The organism is Deinococcus actinosclerus (assembly GCF_001507665.1).
Classification (GTDB): Bacteria; Deinococcota; Deinococci; order Deinococcales; family Deinococcaceae; genus Deinococcus; species Deinococcus actinosclerus.
In genome coordinates this window covers 1169650-1191037 of record NZ_CP013910.1, presented here as the reverse complement: position 1 = coordinate 1191037, position 21388 = coordinate 1169650, and the positions used below count along the sequence as shown (strand labels likewise).

Below are 21388 nucleotides of genomic sequence, written 5' to 3'. Positions count from 1 at the left end.
GGCTTTGGCAAACTGTTCAACCCGAGCGGATGCGAGTGAGGGTAAAGCGGGTTCCGGGCATGGAGTTGGCAAATCAGTGACCTTCCGAGCTGTCAACGAAACAGACGGGATCCGTATGAATTGCGACAGGAGAGCGGCAGAGGGAGTGGATAGTCCCCTCTGCCGCTCTTTCACTGCTTACTGGCGGGTGTCGTCGGTGCCGGTGGTGCCGAAGGTCGTGCCAGTGGCGGGCGTCCGGGTGTCCGCCTGATCCTGCCCGTCGGTGACGTGCGCGGTGGCGGTGTCCGTTTCGGTCATGCCACTCCCGGAGTTGTCCATGTAGCCGCTGCGGTCGCTCATGCCGTTCCCGGCGTCGGCGGGCAGCCCGCCCTGGTCCGCGCGGTTCTGCTTGGTGTCGTCGCTCATGCCCCACTCTCCCCCACCACGGGCCGGGCGGGGATGAGCGGGGCGTGCGGGAACCTTGAGACCAGTGCTCACACGGGTTCCGTCTGTTGCGTTGACAGCTCGGAAGATCACCGATCTATCAACTTCACGCCCGGAACCCGCTTTGCTCCTTCTCGCTCCGCTCGGATCAAATGGTTGTTACAAACCATTCAGGCGGAGGACTCATCAGGCGATCAGCGGGTGCAGCTCGCCCGTGCTCACCAGCGCCAGCCAGTGCAGCGCGCGGCTGGCGGACACGTACAGCAGGCGGCGTTCGTACTCGGTGCTCTCGTCGTACGTGTCGGCGTTCGCGCTGGCCACAATCGCGGCGCTGAACTCCAGGCCCTTGGCGAGGTTCACGGGGAGGATCACCACGCCACCCCGGAAGCGGTGCTCCTGCGTGGTGATGGGCTGCGCGTCCGTGTCGAACTCGCGCAGGGCTTCGGCCATGCGTTCGGCGTCCACGCCGCGGCGGGTGACGATGGCGATGTTGGTGTGCCCGGCGGCCTGCGCGTCCTTCACGGCCCGCGCGATCAGTGGGAGCTCCCCGTCCGGCCCGGCGGGCGCCGCATAGCGCTGCACCTCGGCGCCGTCACGGTCGACGCCCTGCACGGCGGCGGCGCGGTTGTACGTCGCGGCGATCCGCGCGCCCAGTTCCGTGATCTGCCGCGTGGAGCGGTACGTGCGGCCCAGCGTGAGGACCTGCGCGCCGGGCAGTTGCGCCTGAACGGCCTCCCAGGAGCTGGGGCCCTTGTAGCCGTGCATGCCCTGGTTCATGTCGCCCAGCGCCGTGATGTGCCCGGGGCGGGTGGCGCGGCCCAGCAGCGCGTACAGCAGCGGTGAGTAGTCCTGCGCCTCGTCCAGCACGACGTGATCGAAGGGTTCCAGCGTGCGGCCGTCCAGCCGCCCGATGCCGCCGGTGAAGGCCTGCACGGCCAGCATCAGGGGGATCTCGGTGACGTCCGCGTGCGCGCGCCGGGGCGTGGGAATCCCGCTGAGGGGATCGGTGCCCAGCAGCGCGATCTCGCGGTCGGTGAGCAGGCCGCTCGCGGCGAGTTCCGCCGGGCTGCCCAGCAGGCGCCGCGCCTCGGTGATGGGCGTGGTCGTGGCGAAGATGCGGCCCAGCAGGGTGGTGAGCGGCGTGGCCAGCTGGCGGCGCACGCTGGCCTCCTCGTCCTCCGGGACGCGCAGCGTGGACAGCGCGAGCGACTCGATGGCGCGGCGCATCCCGGCCCGGTACCCGTCCAGGGGATCGGCGGCGAACACGTCCCGCAGCAGGCCCGCCAGGGCCGCCTCGTCCAGCGTGAACACCTGATCTTCCCGCCCACACAGCGCGACAGGCTCGCGCAGGGCCTGCCCGGCCAGCGCCGCGTTAAAGCGGTTCCAGAGGTGCGTGCGGACCACGTCCAGCATCCGCGCGTCGCCCAGCAGCTTCGCCTTGCGCCACGCCAGCGCCCGGCGGGTGTTGTCCCGGTCGGTCAGCAGCAGGCTGAGGGTGCGGTCCGTGACCTCCAGCTTCTCCAGGCCCAGCAGCCCGGTCGCCCAGGTCTCGGGCGTCGTGACGACCACGCGCTCGATCCCCAGTTCCGGCAGGATGCGCGCCGCGTACGTCGCCAGCACCCGGTTCGGCATGAGGACCATGCACGCCTCAGGCCGCGCCCGGTGCGCCCCCCGGTCCGCGTTCGTCATCCACGCCAGCCGGTGGAAGCCGATGGTCGTCTTGCCGGATCCCGCCGCGCCCTGGATGATCACCGGAACGCCCGCCGGGTGCCGCATCGCGTCGTTCTGCTCCGGCTGGAGCGTCTCGACCACGTCGCGCATGCCGGCCGTGCTGCCCTCCTGCAGGCGGCGCAGCAGCACCTCCTCGCGACCCCCCGTGTCGCCGCCCTGCTCGTCGTCGTACAGGTCGGTCACGCGCAGCAGCGTCTTCTGGCTCACGTCCAGCTGCCGCCGCCGCCGGATCACGCCCGCACTGCCGCGCCGGGGCGTCCAGCCGAGCGCCTGCGAGTAGAACAGGCTGCCCACCTCGCTGTCCCAGCTGACCACCGTGTGCGGGCCCTTCACGTCCCGGAAGCCGTGCTTCCCGACGTACAGTGTCTGCTCACGCCCCGCCACGCGCACCTTCAGGCTCCCGAAGTACGGCTGGTGCACGTGCGGCGAGAGCATCGCCGCGAACTCCTCGGCCTGATCGCCCAGGATGATGCTCGTCTCCAGGTCCGCGCCCATCTGGCGGTCGCGGTCCTCCCAGAACTCGATCTGGCGGATCATGGCCGCCACCGTCCCCGACAGGTGTTCCTTCTCCAGTTCAAAATCCGGGTGGGTTTCCGGACGCAATTCCGCAACAGGCATAACGCACAGGATACGGGAAAACAGGAAAGAGGGCACCCGCAACAGGTGCCCCCACGTCCGCAGAGACTTACTTGCCGCTCTTCTCGGGCGAGGTCCGGATCGGGAGGAATGAGGTCTGGTCCTTGCCGTTCACGGAGAACTTCAGGTGGGCGAACTCTATGTTGAAGCCGTCCAGGCTGTTGAGCAGTTCGGTGAACTCCGGGTCCGCGCTTTCTTCCATCTTCTTCGTGGAAGCGAAGTCGGCAGCGACACTGACCTTGTAGGTCAGGCGCACCTTGTCCAGCTGCTGCCACTGCACGCGACTGCCCGCCAGACGGCTGTTCGAGATCACCGCGCCGATCTCCGATTTCGCCAGAACCACGCTGATACCCTTCGGCGCGTCCACCGACATCAGCTTGATCCAGGAGGCAGGCAGGTACGGATCGGGGATCTTGTCACCGCTGGCGCGGACAGAGCTGACATCGATATTCAGCTGGTCGTAGTAACGGTCCAGTTCACTGTCGTCCTCGAACACGGACCTGGGGTACGTCACCTGTACGAACTGAGTCTTGCCGGGAAGGACGGGAGCGGCGGCAAACGGAGTGGCGAGTTCGACAGGATAGTTCTCCTGCTCGCCGCGTTGCATGGTTGTGCAGGCGGTCAGGGTCGAGAGGAGGGCAGCGGTCAGAACAATGTGGCGCATACCGGGTGACCATAGCAGCAGGTGAGTTTCCGATGTGACTCAGATGAGTCATGTTGGGGGGCCTTCCCCCCCCATCACCGTCGGCAGGCCTGGGCTGCGCCCCCGTCCGCACCCGGACTTGACCCTGCCACGCCTGTGGGCGCAGACTTGACAGGCGTTGATCCGCAGGAGTACCGCGTGACCAGCCACCAGGGAGCGAGCCCGTGACGGTGAGAGTCGGGCGGTGAGGCGGCGCGGGAAGGGCAGCGGGGAGCTGAACACAGACAAAAGTGCCGGGGCCGCGGACTGCGGTGATCGGAACTGGGGTGGAACCGCGCGTGTCCTCATGCGTCCCCAGACGAGCGAGTGCCGGGAACTGGCCGCCGTCTGGGGCTTTTTTCCGTGGCCTGCTCGAAAGGAGCACGTGATGCCTGCAACCTCGATGGAAGAACTCGTCAGCCTGTGTAAACGCCGCGGCTTTATTTTCCAGGGCTCGGAGATCTACGGGGGCCTTCAGGGCTTCTACGATTACGGCCCGCTGGGCGTGGAACTCAAGAACAACATCAAGGCCGCGTGGTGGCGCACGAATGTCTACGAGCGCGACGACATGGAGGGCCTGGACGCCAGCATCATCATGCACCGGCAGGTGCTGCGCCACAGCGGGCACGAGGCGACCTTCAGCGACCCGATGGTGGACAACAAGAAGAACAACAAACGCTACCGGCTCGATCACCTCGTGAAGGACCAGAAGGCGGACGTGATCGCTAAAGTGGCCGAGGCGATGGGTCAGAGTGCGGAGAACTTCCCGGCGGTCGTGGCGGCGCTGAACGCGAACCCCGCGCAGGCCAGCGAGGCGCTGCGCGCGGCGGGCGTGCGAGATCCGTTCAGCGGCGAGGTCGGCGAGTGGACCGAGCCCAAGCCGTTCAACATGATGTTCAAGACGACCATCGGGCCGGTCGCGGACGACGAGAGCTACGGCTACCTGCGCCCCGAGACCGCCCAGGGGATCTTCACGAACTTCAAGAACGTCGTGGACAGCACCAGCCGCCGCCTGCCGTTCGGCATCGCGCAGATCGGGAAGGCGTTCCGCAACGAGATCACGCCGCGCAACTTCATCTTCCGCGTGCGGGAACTCGAGCAGATGGAGATCGAATTCTTCTGCGCGCCCGGCACCGACGAGGACTGGCACGAGAAGTGGCTCGAAGCCCGCCTGAGCTGGTGGGAGGCGCAGGGCGTGCCGCGCAGCAAGATCGAGATCCTGGACGTGCCGAAAGAGGACCTGGCGCACTACTCGAAGCGCACGTACGACCTGATGTACGACTACCCCACCCTCGGGCACGAGGAGATCGAGGGCATCGCGAACCGCAGCGACTACGACCTCGGCTCGCACACGAAGAACCAGTCGGAACTGGGCCTCGTGGCGCGCGTGGAGGAGAACCTCGACTCGATTGCCAAGCTGACCATCCCCCACCCGGAGACGAACAAGCCGGTCGTGCCATTCGTGATCGAGCCGTCCGCCGGGGTGGACCGCGCCATGCTGGCCGTCCTGAGCGAGGCGTTCACGAAGGAGACGCTGGAGAACGGCAACGAGCGCATCGTGCTCAAACTCAGGCCGCACCTCGCGCCCATCAAGGTCGCCGTGATTCCGCTGGCGCGCAACAAGGCCGAACTGGTCGACCTGGCCCGCTCCATCAAGAACGACCTCCAGAAGCTCGGCCTGGGCCGCATCCTGCTGGAGGACAGCGGCAACATCGGCAAGGCGTACCGCCGCCACGACGAGGTCGGCACGCCCTACTGCGTCACCGTGGACTTCGACACCGTCGGCAAGGGCGAGGACGCCAGCCTGACCGACACCGTCACCATCCGCGACCGCGACACGCTGGCGCAGGAGCGCGTCAAGATCAGCGACCTCAGCGCGTACCTCCAGGCGAAACTCCGCTAACTCCGTTCAAGGAGGCGGCCCCGCACCCTGATGCGCGGGGCCGCCTCTGCCGGTCGGTCAGTGCTGGTGGTCGCCCATGTCCATGCCACCCATCCCGCCGGGTGCGGGCAGCGGCTGCGCCCCCCGGTCCTTCAGGAGGCGGGTCATCAGGGTAATCTCGGCGCTCTGCGCGGCCTGGATCTGCCGGGCGAGGGCCTGCACCTCGGGCCGCACGCCGCTCTCCAGGGCGGGGGGCACCATCGCCAGCGCGCCCTGATGGTGGCGGGTCATGAGTTGCAGGAAGGTCACCTCGGCCTGCTTCTCCGGCTGGGCGCTGATCCTGGCCACCTCGGCCTGGGTGGCCATGCCCATCATGCGGGCGTGCTCGGCGCTCATGCCCTCTCCGCCCCAGGGGCGGCCCCAGAGGGTCAGCCAGCCGCGCATCTGCCCGATCTGCTCCTGCTGGCCCAGCATGATGTCCAGCGCCAGGGTGCGTAGTTCCGGGTCTGTGGTGGTGTCGCGGACGCGGGTCGCCATGTCGATGGCCTGCGTGTGGTGCTGGATCATCTCGCGCACGAAGCGCACCTCGCGGCTGCCCTCGGCCGGCGGGGTCAGGCGCGGCGCGAGCAGCAGTGCGGCGGCCAGGGCGGCGAGCAGGACAGCGATGAACGGAAGGGCGCGGCGCAGGTTCACGCCCGCGAGTATAGGGGCGCGTTCATGAGGCCCTGTACCGTTCATGAGTCCCGGTACACTGCCCCGGATGACTGGTGAGAGGTGGCGGAAGGTGGCGGGCGGCGTGGCGGTGGGTGCAGGACTGGCCGTGCTGACCGCCTTTCTGGGCGAGGTGCGCGCCCCGCCGGGGCTGCTGCTGGGCCTGATCGTGGCGGGCGGGGTGGCGGGGGCGTTCCGGCCCAGCTGGGCAGTCCTGCGGGTCGGTGCAGGCGCGCTGGCGGTCCTGATCGCCGCCTGCCTTGTGACGCCCGTGCTGCGCGGCCCACTCGGATCGCTGACCCTGCGCGAGTCCCCGGTCAGGGCGGACGCCATCGTGGCCCTCGGAGCGGGCGTCCACTGCGGGAGTCGTGAACTGGAGGCCAGCGCCGTGGCCCGCCTGACCGGTGCGCTGGCCCTGTGGCGGGCCGGGTACGCGCCGGTCGTGACGGTCTCGGAGCAGTCGGGCCTGATCGGGCCGCGCGACTGCCCGAAGATGAGCATGCTGGAGACCGAACTGACCCGCGCCCTCTACGGGGCGGGCGGACCCACCCTGGTCACGCTGAAGAACGTCACGACCACCCGCGACGAGGCGGCCCGCGTGCGCGACCTGGCCCGGGCGCGCGGCTGGACACGGGTGCTGCTCGTGACCTCCCCCAGCCACTCGCGCCGCGCCGCCGCGCTGTTCCGCTCGCAGGGCGTGAGCGTGATCAGTGTGCCCACCCAGGAATGGCGTTTCGATCAGGCCCTCACGCTGCCCAGTGACCGCCTCGTGGCCCTGCGCGTCCTCATGTACGAGGGCCTGTCGCGCGTGAAGGCGGCGCTGGGCGGCACGCCGGAACGCTGAGGCCCCAGCGCACACTTGCCCGCCCCGGCTTCCCGTACACTGCGCGGTTGTGAACGAGCGTGTGACGGTGATCGGTGGGGGTCTGGCGGGGTCGGAGGCGGCGCTGGCAGCGGCGCGGCTGGGCGTGCAGGTGCGCCTGCACGAGATGCGGCCCGTGAAGATGACCCCGGCGCACCGCAGTGGCAATTTTGCGGAGCTGGTGTGCAGCAACTCGCTGGGCGGCGAGGGCGAGTTGCAGAGCAAGGGCCTGTTGCAGGCCGAGTTGCGCAGTGTGGGCGGCGCGATCGTCGGCGCGGCGGACGCCTCCAAACTGCCCGCCGGGAACGCCCTGGCCGTGGAACGCGACGAGTTCAGTGCCCGCGTGACGGCGGCGGTGCGCGAGCATCCGCTGATCGAGGTCGTGGAGGGCGAGGTGGAGGCCGTGCCGGACGGGATCGTGGTGATCGCGTCGGGGCCGCTGACGTCGGACGCGCTGGCGGCGGACGTGGCGCGGGTGACGGGCAGTGAGCGCCTGAGCTTCTACGACGCGGCGGCGCCCGTCATCGCCTTTGACAGCATCAACATGGACGTCGCGTGGCGCGCGGGGCGGTACGAGCAGAGCGCGGATTACATCAACTGCCCGTTCACCAAGGACGAGTACCTCGCGTTCTTCGGGGCGCTGGAGCAGGCGCGGAGTCACACGCCGCACGACTGGGAGAAACTGGAGTTCTTCGAGGGCTGCATGCCCATCGAGGAGATCGCCCGCCGCGGGATCGACACGCCGCGGTTCGGGCCGATGTCGCCCAAGGGCCTGGACGACCCGAAGACCGGGCGCTGGCCGTACGCGGTGGCGCAGCTGCGTCAGGAGGACCGCGAGGGCCGCATGTGGTCCCTGGTGGGCTTCCAGACGGGCCTGAAGTGGGGGGATCAGAAAGCGGTCGTGAACCTCATCCCGGGCCTGGAGAGCGCGGAGATCGTCCGGTACGGCGTGATGCACCGCAACACGTACCTGAACGCGCCGCTGGTGCTGGAGTCCACGCTGCAACTGAAGGCCGACCCGACGAAGCTCGTCGCGGGCGTCCTGGCGGGCACCGAGGGGTACTTGGAATCGGCGGCGACCGGCTGGCTGGCGGGAACGAATGCGGCGCGCCTCGCGCTGGGCCTCCAGCCCCTGACGCCGCCCGCCGAGAGCATGCTGGGCGGCCTGACCCGCTACCTCGCCAGCGCGAACCCGAAGGGCTTCCAGCCCATGAACGTGAACTGGGCGCTAGTGCCCGAACTCCCCGCCGAGATCAACGAGAAGACCGGCAAGCCCCGCAAGCTCGGCAAGCGCGAGAAGCGCCCGGTGATGTTTCGCCGGGGGCTGAACGCCTTCATGACGTGGGCGCAGGCGGAGGCGGGCCTGACGGTCACGCCGCCCCCGGTGCGCGAACCGGAGGCCGTGGGCGCAGAGGGCTGATCACCAGACCGTCAGGGAGGCCGGGGCAGACTGCTCCGGCTTCCGCGTCTTATATCCCCCGGTACTGCCTCAGTTCGATCCGGTACGTTCCTGCCACGTCCTCCCGCCAGGCGAGCGTGAGGGTCCCGTCGGGCGCGGTGGTGAGGCTGGGGCTGCGGGCGTCGCGGCGTGGGTCGCGGTTCTGGACACCCGTGACCGTCCACGACCGGCCGGTCCAGCGCGCGAGGTGCACCTGCCCCCGGCCCTGCCCCTCCTCCACCCAGGCGAGGGCGGCGTGCCCGGCGGCGTCGGTGCTCAGGCTGGGCGCGGAGGCGAAGCCCTGACTGACCTGCGCGCCCAGAGGCTGCCAGCGCTGGCCGTCCCAGCGGGCGGCGTAGAGGGTATCCTGCCCCCCCTGATCTTCGATCCACGCGGCGATGGGGCGGTCCTGCCCGTCGAGGACGAGGCGGGTGGCGGCCACGTACCCGGGCGCGTGGCGGTTCAGCGGCCCGCCGAGCGGCTGCCACGCCTGCCCGGTCCAGCGGGCGGCGAGGACGCGGCTGGCGGTCACCTCGCCCTGGAGCCACGCGACGATGGGCCGCCCGGCGCGGGTGACGGCCAGGGCGGGCGTGCGCGAGAACTGCGCGCGGTCGTTGAAGCGCGGCCCGCGCACCCAGCTCTCCTGAGTGTCGTTCCAGGTACGCACCGTGAGCTGGCTGCCGCCCGGGTCGCGCAGCCACTCGCCCCAGGCGAGCAGCGGCTGGCCCTTCCACAGGGCGACGGCGCGGGTGCGGGCGGCGTAGGGCAGGTCGTCACCCAGGTACCGGTCCCCCCAGTCCGTCCAAGTGTCGCCGGCCAGGGCGCGGAATTCCACGACGTCGTTGTCGCCGTAGTTCTCGTTCCAGGCGAGCAGCGCGCCGCCCTGCGCGTCGGCCACGAGGTTCAGGCCGGCGACGGGGCGCGGCTGGTGGTAGTTGAGGATGTCCCCCACGGGGGTCCAGCCGCCGGGGCCGCCGGTCCACGTGCGCAGGACCCGCGCGGTGGACGTGCCGCGCCCGCTGTTGAAGCGGCCGTTGTCGATCAGCGCGGCCAGGAGCAGGGTGCCGTCCGGCCGGGCGGCGACCGCGAGTTCCCGGACCGGGGCGCGGATCCCGGGGGGGTGAGGGTCTGGGCGGGCTCCTCGTGTCCCCCGGCCAGGGCGGAGGCGAGAAGCAGGGCGGCAGGCAGGAAACGCGCGGGGCGGGCCATGGGAAACCTCCGGATCGGACGGGAAGGCGAGCGGGACTGCCCCTATTGTTCCGCATCGGACGGCCCGGGAACCAGCGGCACGCCTGCGCTGGGGGTTTCTCACGTGCTGCACGCACCACATCGGGCGGGGCGTGTTCTATGGTGTGGGCGTGAAGCTTGACAGGGTGCTGGTGTACGGGTTGGGGCGCAGTGGGCGCGGCGCGGCGCGCTTCCTGGCGCGCGCGGGCGTGCGGGGTGAGTGGCTCGACGCGCGCCCCGCGCCGGAGGACGAGGCGCTGATGGCGGAGCTGGGCTGGGCGCGTGGGGACGCGGGAGGCGCATACGACGTGGTGGTGGCCGCGCCGGGCGTGCCGATCGATCATCCGGACCTGCTGGCCCTTCAGGCGCACGGCGCGGAGGTGATCGGGGAGGTGGCGCTGGCCGCCCGCCTGCGCCCGCAGTTGCCGATGGTGGGCGTCACCGGAACGGCCGGGAAGGGCAGCACGACCGTGCTCGTCGCGCAGCTCCTGCGCGCGGCGGGCCTGAATGCCCGCGAGGGCGGCAACATCGACCCGCCGCTGCTGGACGTGGTGGACAGCGCCGAGGTGGCGGTGGTGGAACTGTCGAGTTTCCAGCTCGAGCGCGTGCCGGGGCTGCGCCTGCCGGTGGCGGTGGTCACGAACCTGGGCGTGGATCACCTCGACCGGCACGGAACGGTGGAGGCGTACCACGCGGCGAAGCGGAACATCACGGCGGGTCAGGAGGCCGGGGACGTGCTGGTGGTGCCCGAGGGGCTGAGTGTGCCGACCCGGGCGCAGGTGCGGGCCTTCACGCCGGGGCGGATCGCGCTGGCCGACGGCACACCTGTGCTGAACGCCCCGGACCTGCCCGAGGGCGTGCATCCGGCGAACGCGGCGGCGGCGGTGCTGGCGGCCGAGGCCCTGCTGCGTCACCTGGGCCGCCCGGTGGACGCGGGCGCGCTGGCCGGGGCGCTGCGCGCGGCGCAGCCGGTGTCCGGGCGCTTTGAGACGGTCGCGCGCCTCGGGAACGTGCGGTTCGTGGAGGACTCGATCGCCACGCGCACCATCGCCGTGCAGGCCGCCCTGGAACGCGCCGCGCCGCCGATCGCGTGGCTGGTGGGCGGCCGGGACAAGGGCGCCGACCTCGCCCCACTGCGGGCGGCAGCGGCGGGCCGCGTGGCGCAGGTCATCGCGTTCGGGGAGGACGGCGCGGCGCTGGCCCGGGGGCTCGGGCTGCCCTACCGCGTCGTGTCGGGCGCGGACGGCGAGGCGACCCTGCGCGCCGCCGCCCAGGCCGGGCTGGACGCGCTGGGCGGCGCGGCGGGCGAAGGCACGGTCCTGCTCGCCCCGATCGGCACGAGCTTCGATCAGTTCCGGGACTACAAGGCGCGCGGTGAGGCGTTCCGCCGCGCGGCGCAGGCCCTGACGGGCGGGGAGGTGCGGGCGTGAGCATTCAACTGGTGATCGCGCAGGTCATGCTGCTGTGCCTGGGGATGCTGGGCGTGGCGGCGTCAGAACCGGACAAGATCGCGGATCACGGCGTCAAGGCGCTGATCGCGCTGGGGGTGACGCTGCTGGCCGCGCGCCTGCGCCCACGCGCCTTCCTGAAGCTGGGCCCGGCCGTGTGGGGGTTCACGCTCTTTCTGCTGCTGCTGGTGCCGTTCATCGGGGTGGGCACGGCAGAGAGCGAGGCCACACGCCGCTGGCTGCAGTTCGGCCCGATCCGTTTCCAGCCCTCCGAGATGGCCAAGCTGGGGCTGGTGCTGATGCTCGCGTCGTTCTTCGCGCGGCGGGGCGTGCACAAGAAGCTGATCAGCGCGACCGGCATGATCCTCCTCACCACTGTGCTGGTCCTGGTCGAGCCGGACCTCGGCACCAGCGTGCTGATGTTCGGGCTGGGCATCATCCTGATGTACGCGGCGGGCGTACGGATCAGCAACATCAGTGGGCTGGTGCTGGCGATCACCATGATGATCCTGCCGCTGGTGGGCTCGTACCTGGAACGCCACCCCTACATCCTGTCACGCCTGACCAGCCACCAGAACGCCGAACAGATCCGCGAGGTGGGCCTCGACCAGATCGGCAAGGCGCACCGCGACCTGAGCTTCGGCGGAATTCCAGGCCAGGGCCCGGACGGCCTGCGCTACACGTACTTCGGGGAACACACCGACCTGATCGTGGCGTCCGTGGGGTTCACCTCAGGACTGCTGGGCGTGGCGATGCTGCTGTTCGCCTACTGGCTGATCGTCATCACGGCGCTGGACGTGGCGCATCTTGCCAGCCGCGTGCGGCCCATGACCCCGGAAATTCACGGCGCGAGCATCCTGGCGATCGGGGCGATGTTCATGATCGTGGGGCAGGCGTTCGTGAACCTGTGCGTGGCGGCCGGCCTGTTCCCGGTGACCGGTGTGCCGCTGCCCCTGGTCAGCTACGGATTTTCCAGCATGCTGACCATGAGCGTGGCGCTCGCCGTCATTCATTCCGCCATGCGCGAGGTGCGCCGCCAGCTGTCCGGGCTGGATGAGGTGCCCGCCGCGCCTCTGGCCGCCGCCACGGACTGAACGGCGTCAGCAAGGGCCCCCTCCCGATGTGGAGGGGGCCCCCTTCGTCTGACTGGGCGGGGTCAGCCGGGAATGCGCAGACGGTCGCCCGGGTGAATCAGATCGGGGTTGCTGATGTTGTTGTAGTGCGCGATCTTCTTGTACTGCATGGGATCGCCGTAGTAACGCTCGGCAATGGCGGAGAGGCTGTCGCCGGGCTTGACGACGTACACGGTGTCGCCGGAGTCCTGATCCTTCTCCTTCGCCATGGCTTTCGCACCCTGAGCCACACGCACGCCGCTCAGGTCGACGCCGCTCACGCCGCTCACGCCACGGGCGACCTGCTCGAGCAGGCGCTTCTCGTGGTCGTTGTCCACGACGCCACGCAGGATGACACTGCTGCCACTCTGGAGGACGTCGATGGGATCGTCGGCCAGTTCGCCGTTGCTGCGGATGGCACTCAGGACGGCCTTCGCCACTTTGCTGCGGGTCTCGACTTCTTGAATCTCGCTGTCCATGTTCTGAGCATTGCCGTTCAGGTTGCCCGTGGTGACCGAGCGCTCTGGCGTCAGCTGGGGCATCTCGACACTCGGTGTCGGCGCGGCAGGTGCGGGTTGAGCGGGCGCAGCAGCCGGCTGCTCGAAGGTGACGCCACTCATGTCCACGCTCTTCACGCCGTTGATGCCCTCAGCCACCACGCGAATGAGGTTCAGGTAGCGGTCATTGGGCACCATGCCTGTGACGGTCACCGTGCCACCTCGCTCCTGCACATTCAGGCCCAGGTCCTTCAGGCGGGGCTGCTCGTTCAGCGCGTCTTTGACACGCTCCGCTGTGCTCTTTCCAAATGGCCACATGCCGTGAGCGTACCCTGCCGTCCAGCCGGTGTGGCGCTGCGTTGACATTTGATAAACAGCCGCAGACCAGCGTGAGGCTTCCCGGTTCAGCCCGGCCGGCGTTCTGTCGCCCCAGAGGCGCTGACACAGCGTTCATTATATAGATCACTCCTCTTGAGGAGCCCCGGGGCGGAGCTCAGTAACGCGTCCGGGTCCGCCAATCCCCACAGGTGTCTGCCCGGTGATCTGAGCACCCATAACCAGATCTGGAGTCCTGAAGCGGCCGCCCCGTCAGAGGACCTATGATCGGTGACAGGAGCCGGCAGGGAGACGGCTGAATAGCGAGGCGACCCAGGCCGGCTTGAGGCGGCAGCACTGAGGATCTTGGCCGTTCATACGCATGGCTCCCACGGGTTGACCACATGGGAGAGGGACTGAAGCAGCCGGACAGGCACCTCTGAGACTGAGTTGCCGGCAGCAGCAGCTCGGCAATCCATCCGGAGACCGGCACAGGACCATCTGTGGGAAAGGGTGTAGCAGGCCGCCTCATGGAACCGGTGGACCGCTTCCACGACTTGTCAACCTCACAGCAACGGCAGCTGGTAGACCACAGCTCCGGCGGATGACCATTGACGCAGATCCCGCCCGGGTGCCCTGCTGACCGGATGCGCAGCGGCGAGCCTGATCCAGAGGGACTTGCGCTGCATATGGGAAGCCAGGATCGTTCTCGCGTTCGCCGTTCAAGAAGGCGCAATTCAATTGCTAAAACGAGTCAATGCGCAGCAATGATATAGACAGGGCGCGATGGAATGATGGCAAAGATTTCAACTTCATTCATGAGTGACGCATTGACAGACCCTCAAGGCGCACCTAGAATTGCCGCATCTCTACACCTGACCCCCGGGCACGACATGGCTCGCGGGTGACCCATACTCGGAGGACACATGAAGAAATCCGCGCTCAGCCTGACCGTTCTTGCCGCCCTTGCTCTGGGTACCGCCTCCGCGCAGACCACCATCAAGATCGCCAGCCTCAGCCCGCTGTCCGGCGGCCAGAGCGACCTGGGCACCCAGATCCGCAACGGCGCGCAGCTGGCCGTGAACGAGTACAAGGCCCAGTTCAAGAAGCTCGGCTTCGACCTCGTGCTCGTGCCCTACGACGACCAGGCCGACCCCGCCACCGGCACCGCCGCCGCCCGCAAGATCGCCGCTGACCGCCAGATCCTCGCGGTCGTCGGCACCCTGAACAGCGGCGTGGCCATCCCCGCCAGCGCCGCGCTGGTCTCCAGCAAGGTCGCCATGGTCTCCCCCGCCAACACCGCCAACGGCGTGACCGACCGCGGCCTGAGCAACATGAACCGCATCGTCGCCCGTGACGACGCGCAGGGCCCCGCCGGCGCCAACTTCATCAGCGGCACCCTGAAAGCCAAGAAAGCCTACGTCCTGAACGACAAGACCGCCTACGGCGAAGGTCTGGCCAAGGAAGTCGAGAAGGCCCTCAAGGCCAAGGGCGTGACCGTCACCGCCAACGAAGGCACCGAGGAGAAGAGCGACTTCTCCAGCATCGTCGCCAAGATCAAGCTCGCCAACCCTGACGCCATCTACTTCGGCGGCATCTACAACCAGGTCGGCGTGTTCATCAAGCAGCTGCGCGAAGCCGGCATCAACACCCCGGTGGTGGGCGGTGACGGCCTCGACAGCGGCGAGCTGCCCGTGATCGTCGGCGAAGCGAACGCGAACAACATCTACTTCACGACGGTCGCCGCGCCGATCAGCGCGCTGCCGGCCGCGAAGGTGTTCGCCACCAACTACAAGAAGACCTTCAACGACGACGCCCAGGGCTTCGGCGCCTTCGGCTACGACGCCGCCAAGGTCGTCGTGCAGGGCGTGCTGAACGCCGTGCGCGCCAACGGCAACAAGGCGCCCACCCGCGCCCAGGTCGAGAGCGCCATCCGCAAGGGCAGCTTCACGGGCCTGCTCTCGGGCAACGTGAGCTTCAACTCCGCCGGTGACCGCAAGGCCGCGACCCTGTACGTGATGAACGTCACGGCCGGGAAGTTCAAGCTGAGCACCAGCATTCCCGTCAAGCCGGCCAAGCAGTAACGAGGTGCGGGGCGTGCGTTCATCCGCGCGTCCCGCCCGGCAGTCCTCATCCCCCGTACCATCCTGGGGCCGGGCCGCGTGCCCGGCCTCTTGTCTTGACCTGACACCGGCCCAGACAGCGGGGTTGGACAACCGGCACCTCAGGGTTTGTGCAAAGCGTTACTCTTCCGGACAGCTGACACAGAACTGACCGAGCGCATAGCTAACCTCCTCACGAGCGCACTCGTGACCTCCGCCCCACGTCCCATCCGCTTCCTGTGGCGCCGTCCCTACACCTTCCGTTGTCTCCGGCCTGCGCCCCCACCCCATGAAAGGAGTTGAGCTGCTTTGGAACTGTCCACTCTGCTGCCCTTCCTGGCGAACGTGATCGTCGGGGGGCTCGTGCTGGGCTTTGTGTACGCCATCATCGCCCTGGGTTACACCATGGTGTACGGCGTGCTTCAGCTCATCAACTTCGCGCACAGTGAGGTCTTCATCACTGGCGCCGTCGTTGGCTTTGAAGTGTTCCGCGTCCTCGCGCCCGTCAACATGAACGGGTACCTCAAACTGCTGATCGCGCTGCTGGCCGCCATGATCATCTCGGGCCTGCTGAACGTGGTCATCGAGCGCCTGGCCTACCGGCCCCTGCGTAACGCCCCCAAACTGGTTCCGCTGATCACGGCGATCGGCGTGTCGCTGATCCTCCAGGACGTCCTGCGCGTCATCGAGGGATTCCAGGGCCGCTTCGACCTGACCTACACGCTGCCCGCCGGCTTCGCCGCGAAATTCTGCGCTGTGGGCAGCAGCTGCGAGTCCCTGGGCAACTTCCTGCGCCAGATCGGCGTGGACGTGCAGCTCAAGGACGTCATCCTGGTCGTCGTAGCACTCGTGAGCCTGGGTGTCCTGAACTACCTCGTGAACCGCACCCGCCTGGGCAAGGCCATCCGCGCCGTGGCGCAGGACCGCGTGACGGCGGGCCTGATGGGCATCGACGCCAACCGCATGATCAGCGCCACCTTCCTGATCGGCGGCGCGCTGGGCGGCATCAGCGGCGTGCTGTTCGGCATGAAGTTCGGCACTGTAAACGCTTACAGTGGCTTCGACCCGGGCATCATCGCCTTCACGGCGGCCGTGCTCGGCGGGATCGGCTCGATTCCCGGCGCGGTGCTGGGCGGCCTGACCCTGGGCGTCATCCAGAACCTGATCGGCGTGATGAACGTGTTCGGCGGCGCCCTGGGCATCGCCAACCTGGAAGCCATTGACGCCAGCTACCAGCGCATCGGCGCGTTCATCGTGCTCGTGCTGATCCTGATCTTCAAACCCACCGGTCTGCTCGGCAAGAGCAACGTGGAGAAAGTATGACCGCCGCGACCCTCAAGCGGCCCAAGGCGACCGGGCCCGACCGTACCGTCCTGCTGGTGCTGTTCTTCATCGTGACCAGCGCGTTCCTGCTGCTCTCGCACAACGGCGACATGCTCCAGCAGCTGGGCGCGCTCGGCAACGCCCTGCGTAACCCCATCGTGGAAGCGCTGATGGTCAGCCTCTTCCTGGCGAACATCCTCTTCGCGTACCTGTGGCGCGCCGCGCCGTGGGCCAAGGCCCTGGTCGGCATCGGCAGCCTGCTGTTCGTGCTGCCCATGGCCGGGCGCGAGGACACCAGCCTCCTCGACCTGAGCATCCAGATCATGATCTTCGCCGCGCTGGCCCTGGGCCTGAACATCGTGGTGGGCCTCGCGGGCCTGCTCGACCTGGGCTACGTGGCCTTCTTCGCCGTGGGCGCCTACACCTGGGGCATCGTGGGCAGCCCGCGCTTCGCGGAGATCCTGAAGTACTTCGGCGAGAACCCGGGCGGCACGAACTCCGGCACGCTGGCGATCGGCCTGGTGCTCACCGCCGTGACGGCCGCGAGCATGGTATACATCAACCGCCTGACCGCGCGCACGGCGCCGACGGCCACGACCGCCTGGAGCTTCCGGCTGGCCAGCGTGGGCCTGGTGGCGGGCGTGATCCTGACCGTCCGCGCGCTGCTGGTGCTGCTCGCGCCGCAGGCGGACGGCGTGGCGGGCGGCCTGAATGCCGGTTTCTTCTGGCTGTTCCTGGCGCTGAGCATCTTCGCGGCCGCCGCCGTGGGCGTGCTGATCGGCCTGCCGGTGCTGAAACTCAAGGGCGACTACCTAGCGATCATCACGCTGGGCCTGGGCGAAGTGATCCGCGTGCTGGCGAACAACCTGGACCTGTACTCCGGCGGCTCGCAGGGCATCACGCCCATCAAGAGCGCCTCCGTGCCGTGGTTCGATTCGCTGGCGGGCGCGCTGGGCTTCAGCGAGGACCAGTACTACCTGCTGTTCCTGTACGTGCTCGTGCTCATCATGATCGGCCTGATCCTGACCGTGAACATCCGGCTCGACAAGAGCCGCATCGGGCGCGCGTGGATCGCCATCCGCGACGACGAGGTGGCCGCGCAGGCCATGGGCGTGCCGCTGATGCAGACCAAGCTGATCGCCTTCGCCACCGGCGCCAGCTTCGCCGGGGTCATGGGCATGATCTTCGCGGCCAAGCAGCAGTTCATCAGCCCCGAGAGCTTCGTGCTCAACCAGAGCATCGCCATCCTGTCCATGGTCATCCTGGGCGGCATGGGGTCGTTCCCCGGCGTGATCCTGGGCGCGACCGTCGTGACCCTGCTCAACCTGCGCATCCTGCCCGGACTGGGCGAGGCCACCGCGAACCTGGGGATCCCGCAGCAGGTGAACCCCGGGCAGCTGCAGCGCCTGATCTTCGGCGCGATCCTGGTGACCATGATGCTGCTGCGGCCCGAGGGGCTGCTCCCCAACCGCAGGCGGCAGCTCGAACTGCACCACGAGGACAACCAGGAAGACGAGAGCGCGCAGGGCAACGCCGGCGCCCTCACGAACGCCAGCGGCGACGTGTACAGCGCCGGGCTCGCCCCGGTGAAGGAAGACGATAAGGCAGGGGGCAGCAGGTGAGCGGCAACATCCTCGAAGTGGCGGGCGTCACGAAGGTCTTCGGTGGTCTGACTGCCGTGAACGACGTGACCATGAACATCCCCGACCGCAGCATCGTCAGCGTGATCGGGCCGAACGGTGCCGGGAAAACCACCTTCTTCAACATGATCACCGGCATCTACGAGCCAACCAGGGGCACCATCCGCCTGGACGGCCGGGAGCTCGTGGGCCTGCGCCCCGATCAGGTGACGGAGGCCGGGATCGCGCGCACCTTCCAGAACATCCGTCTGTTCTCCACCATGACCAGCGAGGAGAACATCATGGTGGGCCGCCACAGCCGCCTGAAGAGCGGGTTCCTCGACGCCGTGCTGCGCACGAAGAAGTTCCATGACGGCGAGCAGGAAGCGAGAGACGCCGCGCGGATCATGCTGGACTTCGTGGGCCTGGGCAAGTGGCGTAACGAACTGGCGACTAACCTCCCCTACGGGGACCAGCGCAAGCTGGAGATCGCGCGCGCGCTGGCGACCACGCCGAAACTGATCCTGCTTGACGAGCCGGCCGCCGGGATGAACCCCCGCGAAACGGAAGACCTGAAGGCCCTGATCCGCCGCATCCGCGACGAGCTGGGCGTGACGGTCTGCCTGATCGAGCACGACATGCGCCTCGTCATGACCCTGTCCGAGCACATCACTGTGCTGGACTACGGCAGCCTGATCGCCGAGGGCAAGCCGCACCAGGTGCGGAACGACCCGCGCGTGATGGAAGCGTACCTGGGCCGCGGCGCCGCCGCCGGCGACTACGGGAAGGAAGAACGCCCCCATGCCTAAGCCCATGCTCGAACTGAGTGACATTCACACGTACTACGACCACATTCACGCCCTCAAGGGCGTCAGCCTGACCGTGAACGAGGGCGAGATCGTCGCCCTGATCGGCGGCAACGGCGCGGGCAAGACCACCACGCTGCGCACCATCAGCGGCATGATGAAACCCCGCACGGGCAGCATGACCTTCGAGGGGCAGACCATCGCTGGGATTCCCGCGCACCACATCATGCAGAAGGGCATCAGCCACGTGCCCGAGGGCCGGCGGATCTTCAAGGACATGACCGTCCGTGAAAACCTCGACGTGGGGGCGTACACCGTCACCGACCGCGCGCTGATCGAGAACCGCATCCAGGAGGGCTTCGGGTTCTTCCCGCGCCTGAAGGAACGCGAGCACCAGCTGGGCGGCACCATGTCCGGCGGGGAGCAGCAGATGCTCGCCATCGCCCGCGCGCTGATGGTCGCGCCGAGACTCCTGCTGCTCGACGAGCCCAGCATGGGCCTGTCCCCGCTGTTCGTGGAGGCGATCTTCGACATCATCGTGAAGCTGAACAAGGAGCGCGGCACGACCGTGCTGCTCGTGGAGCAGAACGCGAACATGGCCCTGCAGATCGCGCACCGCGCGTACGTGCTGCAGACCGGCGAGATCAAACTCTCCGGCAACGCCGCCGATATCGCGCAGGACGAGAGCGTCCGTAAGGCGTACCTCGGCGACGAGTAAAGCCGCGCCCCACCGGGCCGACCCTCCGGGAGACTGGGGGGTCGGTTCGTTGTTCGAGAGGCAGTGGGGAGTGCGAAGGAGGCAGTGGTGTTCGAGCCCATCCGCCATCTGCCATCTGCGGCAGCAGGTGAACAGCGGGTCGGTTAGGCTGGAAGTCGATGCGGCTGAAACTCATTCCGGTGCTGGCGGCCCTCCTCCTGAGCGGGTGCGCGCCGGTGCAGTCGGTCGTGAACCCCACGCAGCGGCCCTCCCCCACCGATTTCGGGGAGCACGCGAACCCGATGGAGCGGTCGTACGTGAGCGCGTACCTGCCCGCAGATGGGCTGGCGCTGCACTGGGCGCAGTTCCGGGTGCGGGACCCCCGCGTGCCGCTGCCGCTGATGATCTCGCACGTAGCTGTCACGGACCTGCGGACCGGCGAGCTGACCTTCCTGGAACAGCCGGCCGGCACGGGCGAGGCGACCTCTCCCCCGCTGCGGCTCCGGCAGGGCGCGTGGACGCTGACGCAGGCGGGGCCGGCGCCGACCGCGCCGCTGAGCCTGAAGGCCGGGCCGCTGGATCTGGCGCTGACCCCGGTGAAGGGGCCGGTGCTGCACCCGCCGGGGTGCAGCGGCAACGCGGACACCGGGGTGCTGTTCTACCAGGGGATCACGCGGCTGGACCTGACAGGGACCGTAAACGGACGCGCGGTACGGGGGCAGGCGTGGCTGGATCACCAGTGGGGGAACCAGCTTCCGGGCCGGTCGGCGCTGCGGGACTGGTTCAGCGTGCAGCTGGATGATGGGCGGGACCTGATGGTGTACCGGGTACGCCGCCCGGACGGGAGCGTGGCGCAGCTCATCGGCAGCGTGGTGGAACCGGACGGGCGGGTGCGGGCCATGCCGGGCCTGCGGGCCGAGCCGGGTGAGGGGTGGACCAGCCCCACCGGGCGGCCCTACACGCTGGGCTGGCGGCTGGTGTCCGACGAGTTCGACCTGGGCGTGCGGGCGGTGCGGCGCGAGCAGGAGCTCCTGAGCCGCGCCGCCCGCATCGCGTACCGGGAGGGACCGATCGAGGTGACGGGTACCTGGGCCGCCGCCCCTGCCGTGGGGTCCGGGATGATGGAACTCGTCAGCGGGTACTGGGCGCCGTGAGACTCATCGGGGCGTTCGGGTTCCGACCCGGTGGGCCGGGTTCACTTCCGGCAGGTGAGGTTCACGCGGAAGCTGGGGTCCTTGCTGTAGTTGACCGTCTTGTACAGGGTGCTGCCGCCCCGGCGCAGGGCGCTGACGTCCACCGGGACGATCAGCTTGACCGGTGGGTTGGCCTGCAACTGGGCGTTGGTGGGCGCGCCGCCCTGCCAGGAGAACGGCAGGTCCATGACCAGACCCGCGCCGGGCGGCAGGTCCGTGCCGGTCCTGAACGCGGAGGCGATGCCGCCGAGACCGAGGTCCTTGGTGCTGCCGTCCTTCAGGGCGAGGCTGACGCCCTTTTCGATGCCGGTACTGGACAGGTTCAGGAGTTGCTTGCCGCCGTTGCGGAACTCGGTGGTGACGACCCAGCCGTAGTAGTTGCCGTTTCCGGCGTCCGGGACGTACTTCACGCTGGTGACGCGCAGTCTCCAGGTGCCGTTGAACAGCCATTCGTTCAGGCAGCCTTCCGCCGCGCCGAGCTGGTTGCTGCCGCCCGCAGCGGTCAGGGCCTGCTGCAGCTGATTGAGGGCGACGTAGGTGCGCCCGCCGACCTTGACGGTGTCGAGGGTGGTGGGCTGTCCGCCGATGGTGAGGGTGGTCTTCTGCGCGGCGGCCATGCTGGCCGCGGTGAGGCTGAGGGTGGCGAGGAGCAGCGTGCTGAGGGTGCGGGTCATGGGTGGGCCT

Annotated in this window: 18 protein-coding genes; 11 read left to right on the top strand and 7 right to left on the bottom strand. The window is 68.7% G+C overall.

Annotation, left to right across the window (positions count from 1 at the left end; genetic code table 11):
* Positions 1 to 177: 177 nt before the first annotated feature.
* From AUC44_RS05730 to AUC44_RS05720, 3 genes are all read right to left on the bottom strand, one after another.
* On the bottom strand, positions 178 to 405 hold the full coding sequence (locus AUC44_RS05730) for a hypothetical protein (RefSeq protein WP_062157780.1): 228 nt from the start codon (positions 403 to 405) through the stop codon (positions 178 to 180).
* 204 nt (positions 406 to 609) lie between these two features.
* A complete protein-coding gene (locus tag AUC44_RS05725) occupies positions 610 to 2772 on the bottom strand; it encodes a HelD family protein (RefSeq protein WP_062157779.1) in 2163 nt (720 codons plus the stop codon).
* A 67-nt stretch (positions 2773 to 2839) separates the two neighbouring features.
* A complete protein-coding gene (locus AUC44_RS05720) occupies positions 2840 to 3454 on the bottom strand; it encodes a hypothetical protein (RefSeq protein ID WP_062157778.1) in 615 nt (204 codons plus the stop codon).
* A 406-nt stretch (positions 3455 to 3860) separates the two neighbouring features.
* Here AUC44_RS05720 and AUC44_RS05715 point away from each other — a divergent pair, with 406 nt between their 5' ends.
* Positions 3861 to 5375 carry a glycine--tRNA ligase gene (locus AUC44_RS05715; RefSeq protein WP_062157777.1) on the top strand — a complete coding sequence of 505 codons (1515 nt, stop codon included), beginning with the start codon at positions 3861 to 3863 and terminating at the stop codon, positions 5373 to 5375.
* Positions 5376 to 5432: 57 nt separating this feature from the next.
* On the opposite strand, the gene AUC44_RS05710 is transcribed toward AUC44_RS05715, so the two are convergent.
* On the bottom strand, positions 5433 to 6047 hold the full coding sequence (locus AUC44_RS05710) for a DUF305 domain-containing protein (RefSeq protein WP_229784696.1): 615 nt from the start codon (positions 6045 to 6047) through the stop codon (positions 5433 to 5435).
* Between the two features lie 67 nt (positions 6048 to 6114).
* Between AUC44_RS05710 and AUC44_RS05705 the strand changes: the two genes are divergently transcribed.
* Positions 6115 to 6909 (top strand): YdcF family protein, encoded by a 795-nt coding sequence (locus AUC44_RS05705; protein WP_197408584.1) that lies wholly within the window; start codon positions 6115 to 6117, stop codon positions 6907 to 6909.
* A 67-nt stretch (positions 6910 to 6976) separates the two neighbouring features.
* Positions 6977 to 8347 carry a methylenetetrahydrofolate--tRNA-(uracil(54)-C(5))-methyltransferase (FADH(2)-oxidizing) TrmFO gene (gene trmFO / locus AUC44_RS05700; protein ID WP_062159706.1) on the top strand — a complete coding sequence of 457 codons (1371 nt, stop codon included), beginning with the start codon at positions 6977 to 6979 and terminating at the stop codon, positions 8345 to 8347.
* Between the two features lie 49 nt (positions 8348 to 8396).
* On the opposite strand, the gene AUC44_RS05695 is transcribed toward trmFO, so the two are convergent.
* Positions 8397 to 9317 (bottom strand): hypothetical protein, encoded by a 921-nt coding sequence (locus tag AUC44_RS05695; RefSeq protein ID WP_062157775.1) that lies wholly within the window; start codon positions 9315 to 9317, stop codon positions 8397 to 8399.
* A gap of 406 nt (positions 9318 to 9723) precedes the next feature.
* On the opposite strand from AUC44_RS05695, the gene murD reads away from it, so the two are divergent.
* Together murD and AUC44_RS05685 are read left to right on the top strand one after the other, a co-directional pair.
* Positions 9724 to 11022 carry a UDP-N-acetylmuramoyl-L-alanine--D-glutamate ligase gene (gene murD, locus AUC44_RS05690; protein WP_062157774.1) on the top strand — a complete coding sequence of 433 codons (1299 nt, stop codon included), beginning with the start codon at positions 9724 to 9726 and terminating at the stop codon, positions 11020 to 11022.
* Positions 11019 to 12134 (top strand): FtsW/RodA/SpoVE family cell cycle protein, encoded by a 1116-nt coding sequence (locus AUC44_RS05685; RefSeq protein ID WP_062157773.1) that lies wholly within the window; start codon positions 11019 to 11021, stop codon positions 12132 to 12134. The genes murD and AUC44_RS05685 overlap by 4 nt, the downstream gene beginning before the upstream one ends.
* A gap of 62 nt (positions 12135 to 12196) precedes the next feature.
* Here the strand turns inward: AUC44_RS05685 and AUC44_RS05680 are convergent, their stop codons facing one another.
* Positions 12197 to 12967, bottom strand: a complete 771-nt coding sequence (locus tag AUC44_RS05680; RefSeq protein WP_062157772.1) for a BON domain-containing protein — start codon at positions 12965 to 12967, stop codon at positions 12197 to 12199.
* 923 nt (positions 12968 to 13890) lie between these two features.
* Between AUC44_RS05680 and AUC44_RS05675 the strand changes: the two genes are divergently transcribed.
* The 6 genes from AUC44_RS05675 to AUC44_RS05650 all read left to right on the top strand — a co-directional run bounded on the left by AUC44_RS05675 (position 13891) and on the right by AUC44_RS05650 (position 20665).
* Positions 13891 to 15048 carry a branched-chain amino acid ABC transporter substrate-binding protein gene (locus AUC44_RS05675; protein ID WP_062157771.1) on the top strand — a complete coding sequence of 386 codons (1158 nt, stop codon included), beginning with the start codon at positions 13891 to 13893 and terminating at the stop codon, positions 15046 to 15048.
* Between the two features lie 327 nt (positions 15049 to 15375).
* Positions 15376 to 16389, top strand: coding sequence for a branched-chain amino acid ABC transporter permease (locus AUC44_RS05670; RefSeq protein ID WP_062157770.1), 1014 nt, complete (start codon positions 15376 to 15378; stop codon positions 16387 to 16389).
* Entirely contained in the window at positions 16386 to 18011 is a 1626-nt protein-coding gene (locus AUC44_RS05665) for a branched-chain amino acid ABC transporter permease (RefSeq protein ID WP_062157769.1), read from the top strand. Before AUC44_RS05670 ends, AUC44_RS05665 begins: the two co-directional genes overlap by 4 nt.
* Positions 18008 to 18817 carry an ABC transporter ATP-binding protein gene (locus AUC44_RS05660; protein WP_110829228.1) on the top strand — a complete coding sequence of 270 codons (810 nt, stop codon included), beginning with the start codon at positions 18008 to 18010 and terminating at the stop codon, positions 18815 to 18817. Before AUC44_RS05665 ends, AUC44_RS05660 begins: the two co-directional genes overlap by 4 nt.
* On the top strand, positions 18810 to 19532 hold the full coding sequence (locus AUC44_RS05655) for an ABC transporter ATP-binding protein (protein WP_157445188.1): 723 nt from the start codon (positions 18810 to 18812) through the stop codon (positions 19530 to 19532). Before AUC44_RS05660 ends, AUC44_RS05655 begins: the two co-directional genes overlap by 8 nt.
* A gap of 158 nt (positions 19533 to 19690) precedes the next feature.
* The gene (locus AUC44_RS05650; protein WP_062157767.1) at positions 19691 to 20665 is read left to right on the top strand and encodes a lipocalin family protein; all 975 of its coding nucleotides are present in this window, start codon (positions 19691 to 19693) and stop codon (positions 20663 to 20665) included.
* 41 nt (positions 20666 to 20706) lie between these two features.
* Here AUC44_RS05650 and AUC44_RS05645 read toward each other — a convergent pair whose 3' ends face one another.
* Positions 20707 to 21378, bottom strand: a complete 672-nt coding sequence (locus AUC44_RS05645) for a hypothetical protein (protein WP_062157766.1) — start codon at positions 21376 to 21378, stop codon at positions 20707 to 20709.
* Between the last annotated feature and the right edge of the window lie 10 nt (positions 21379 to 21388).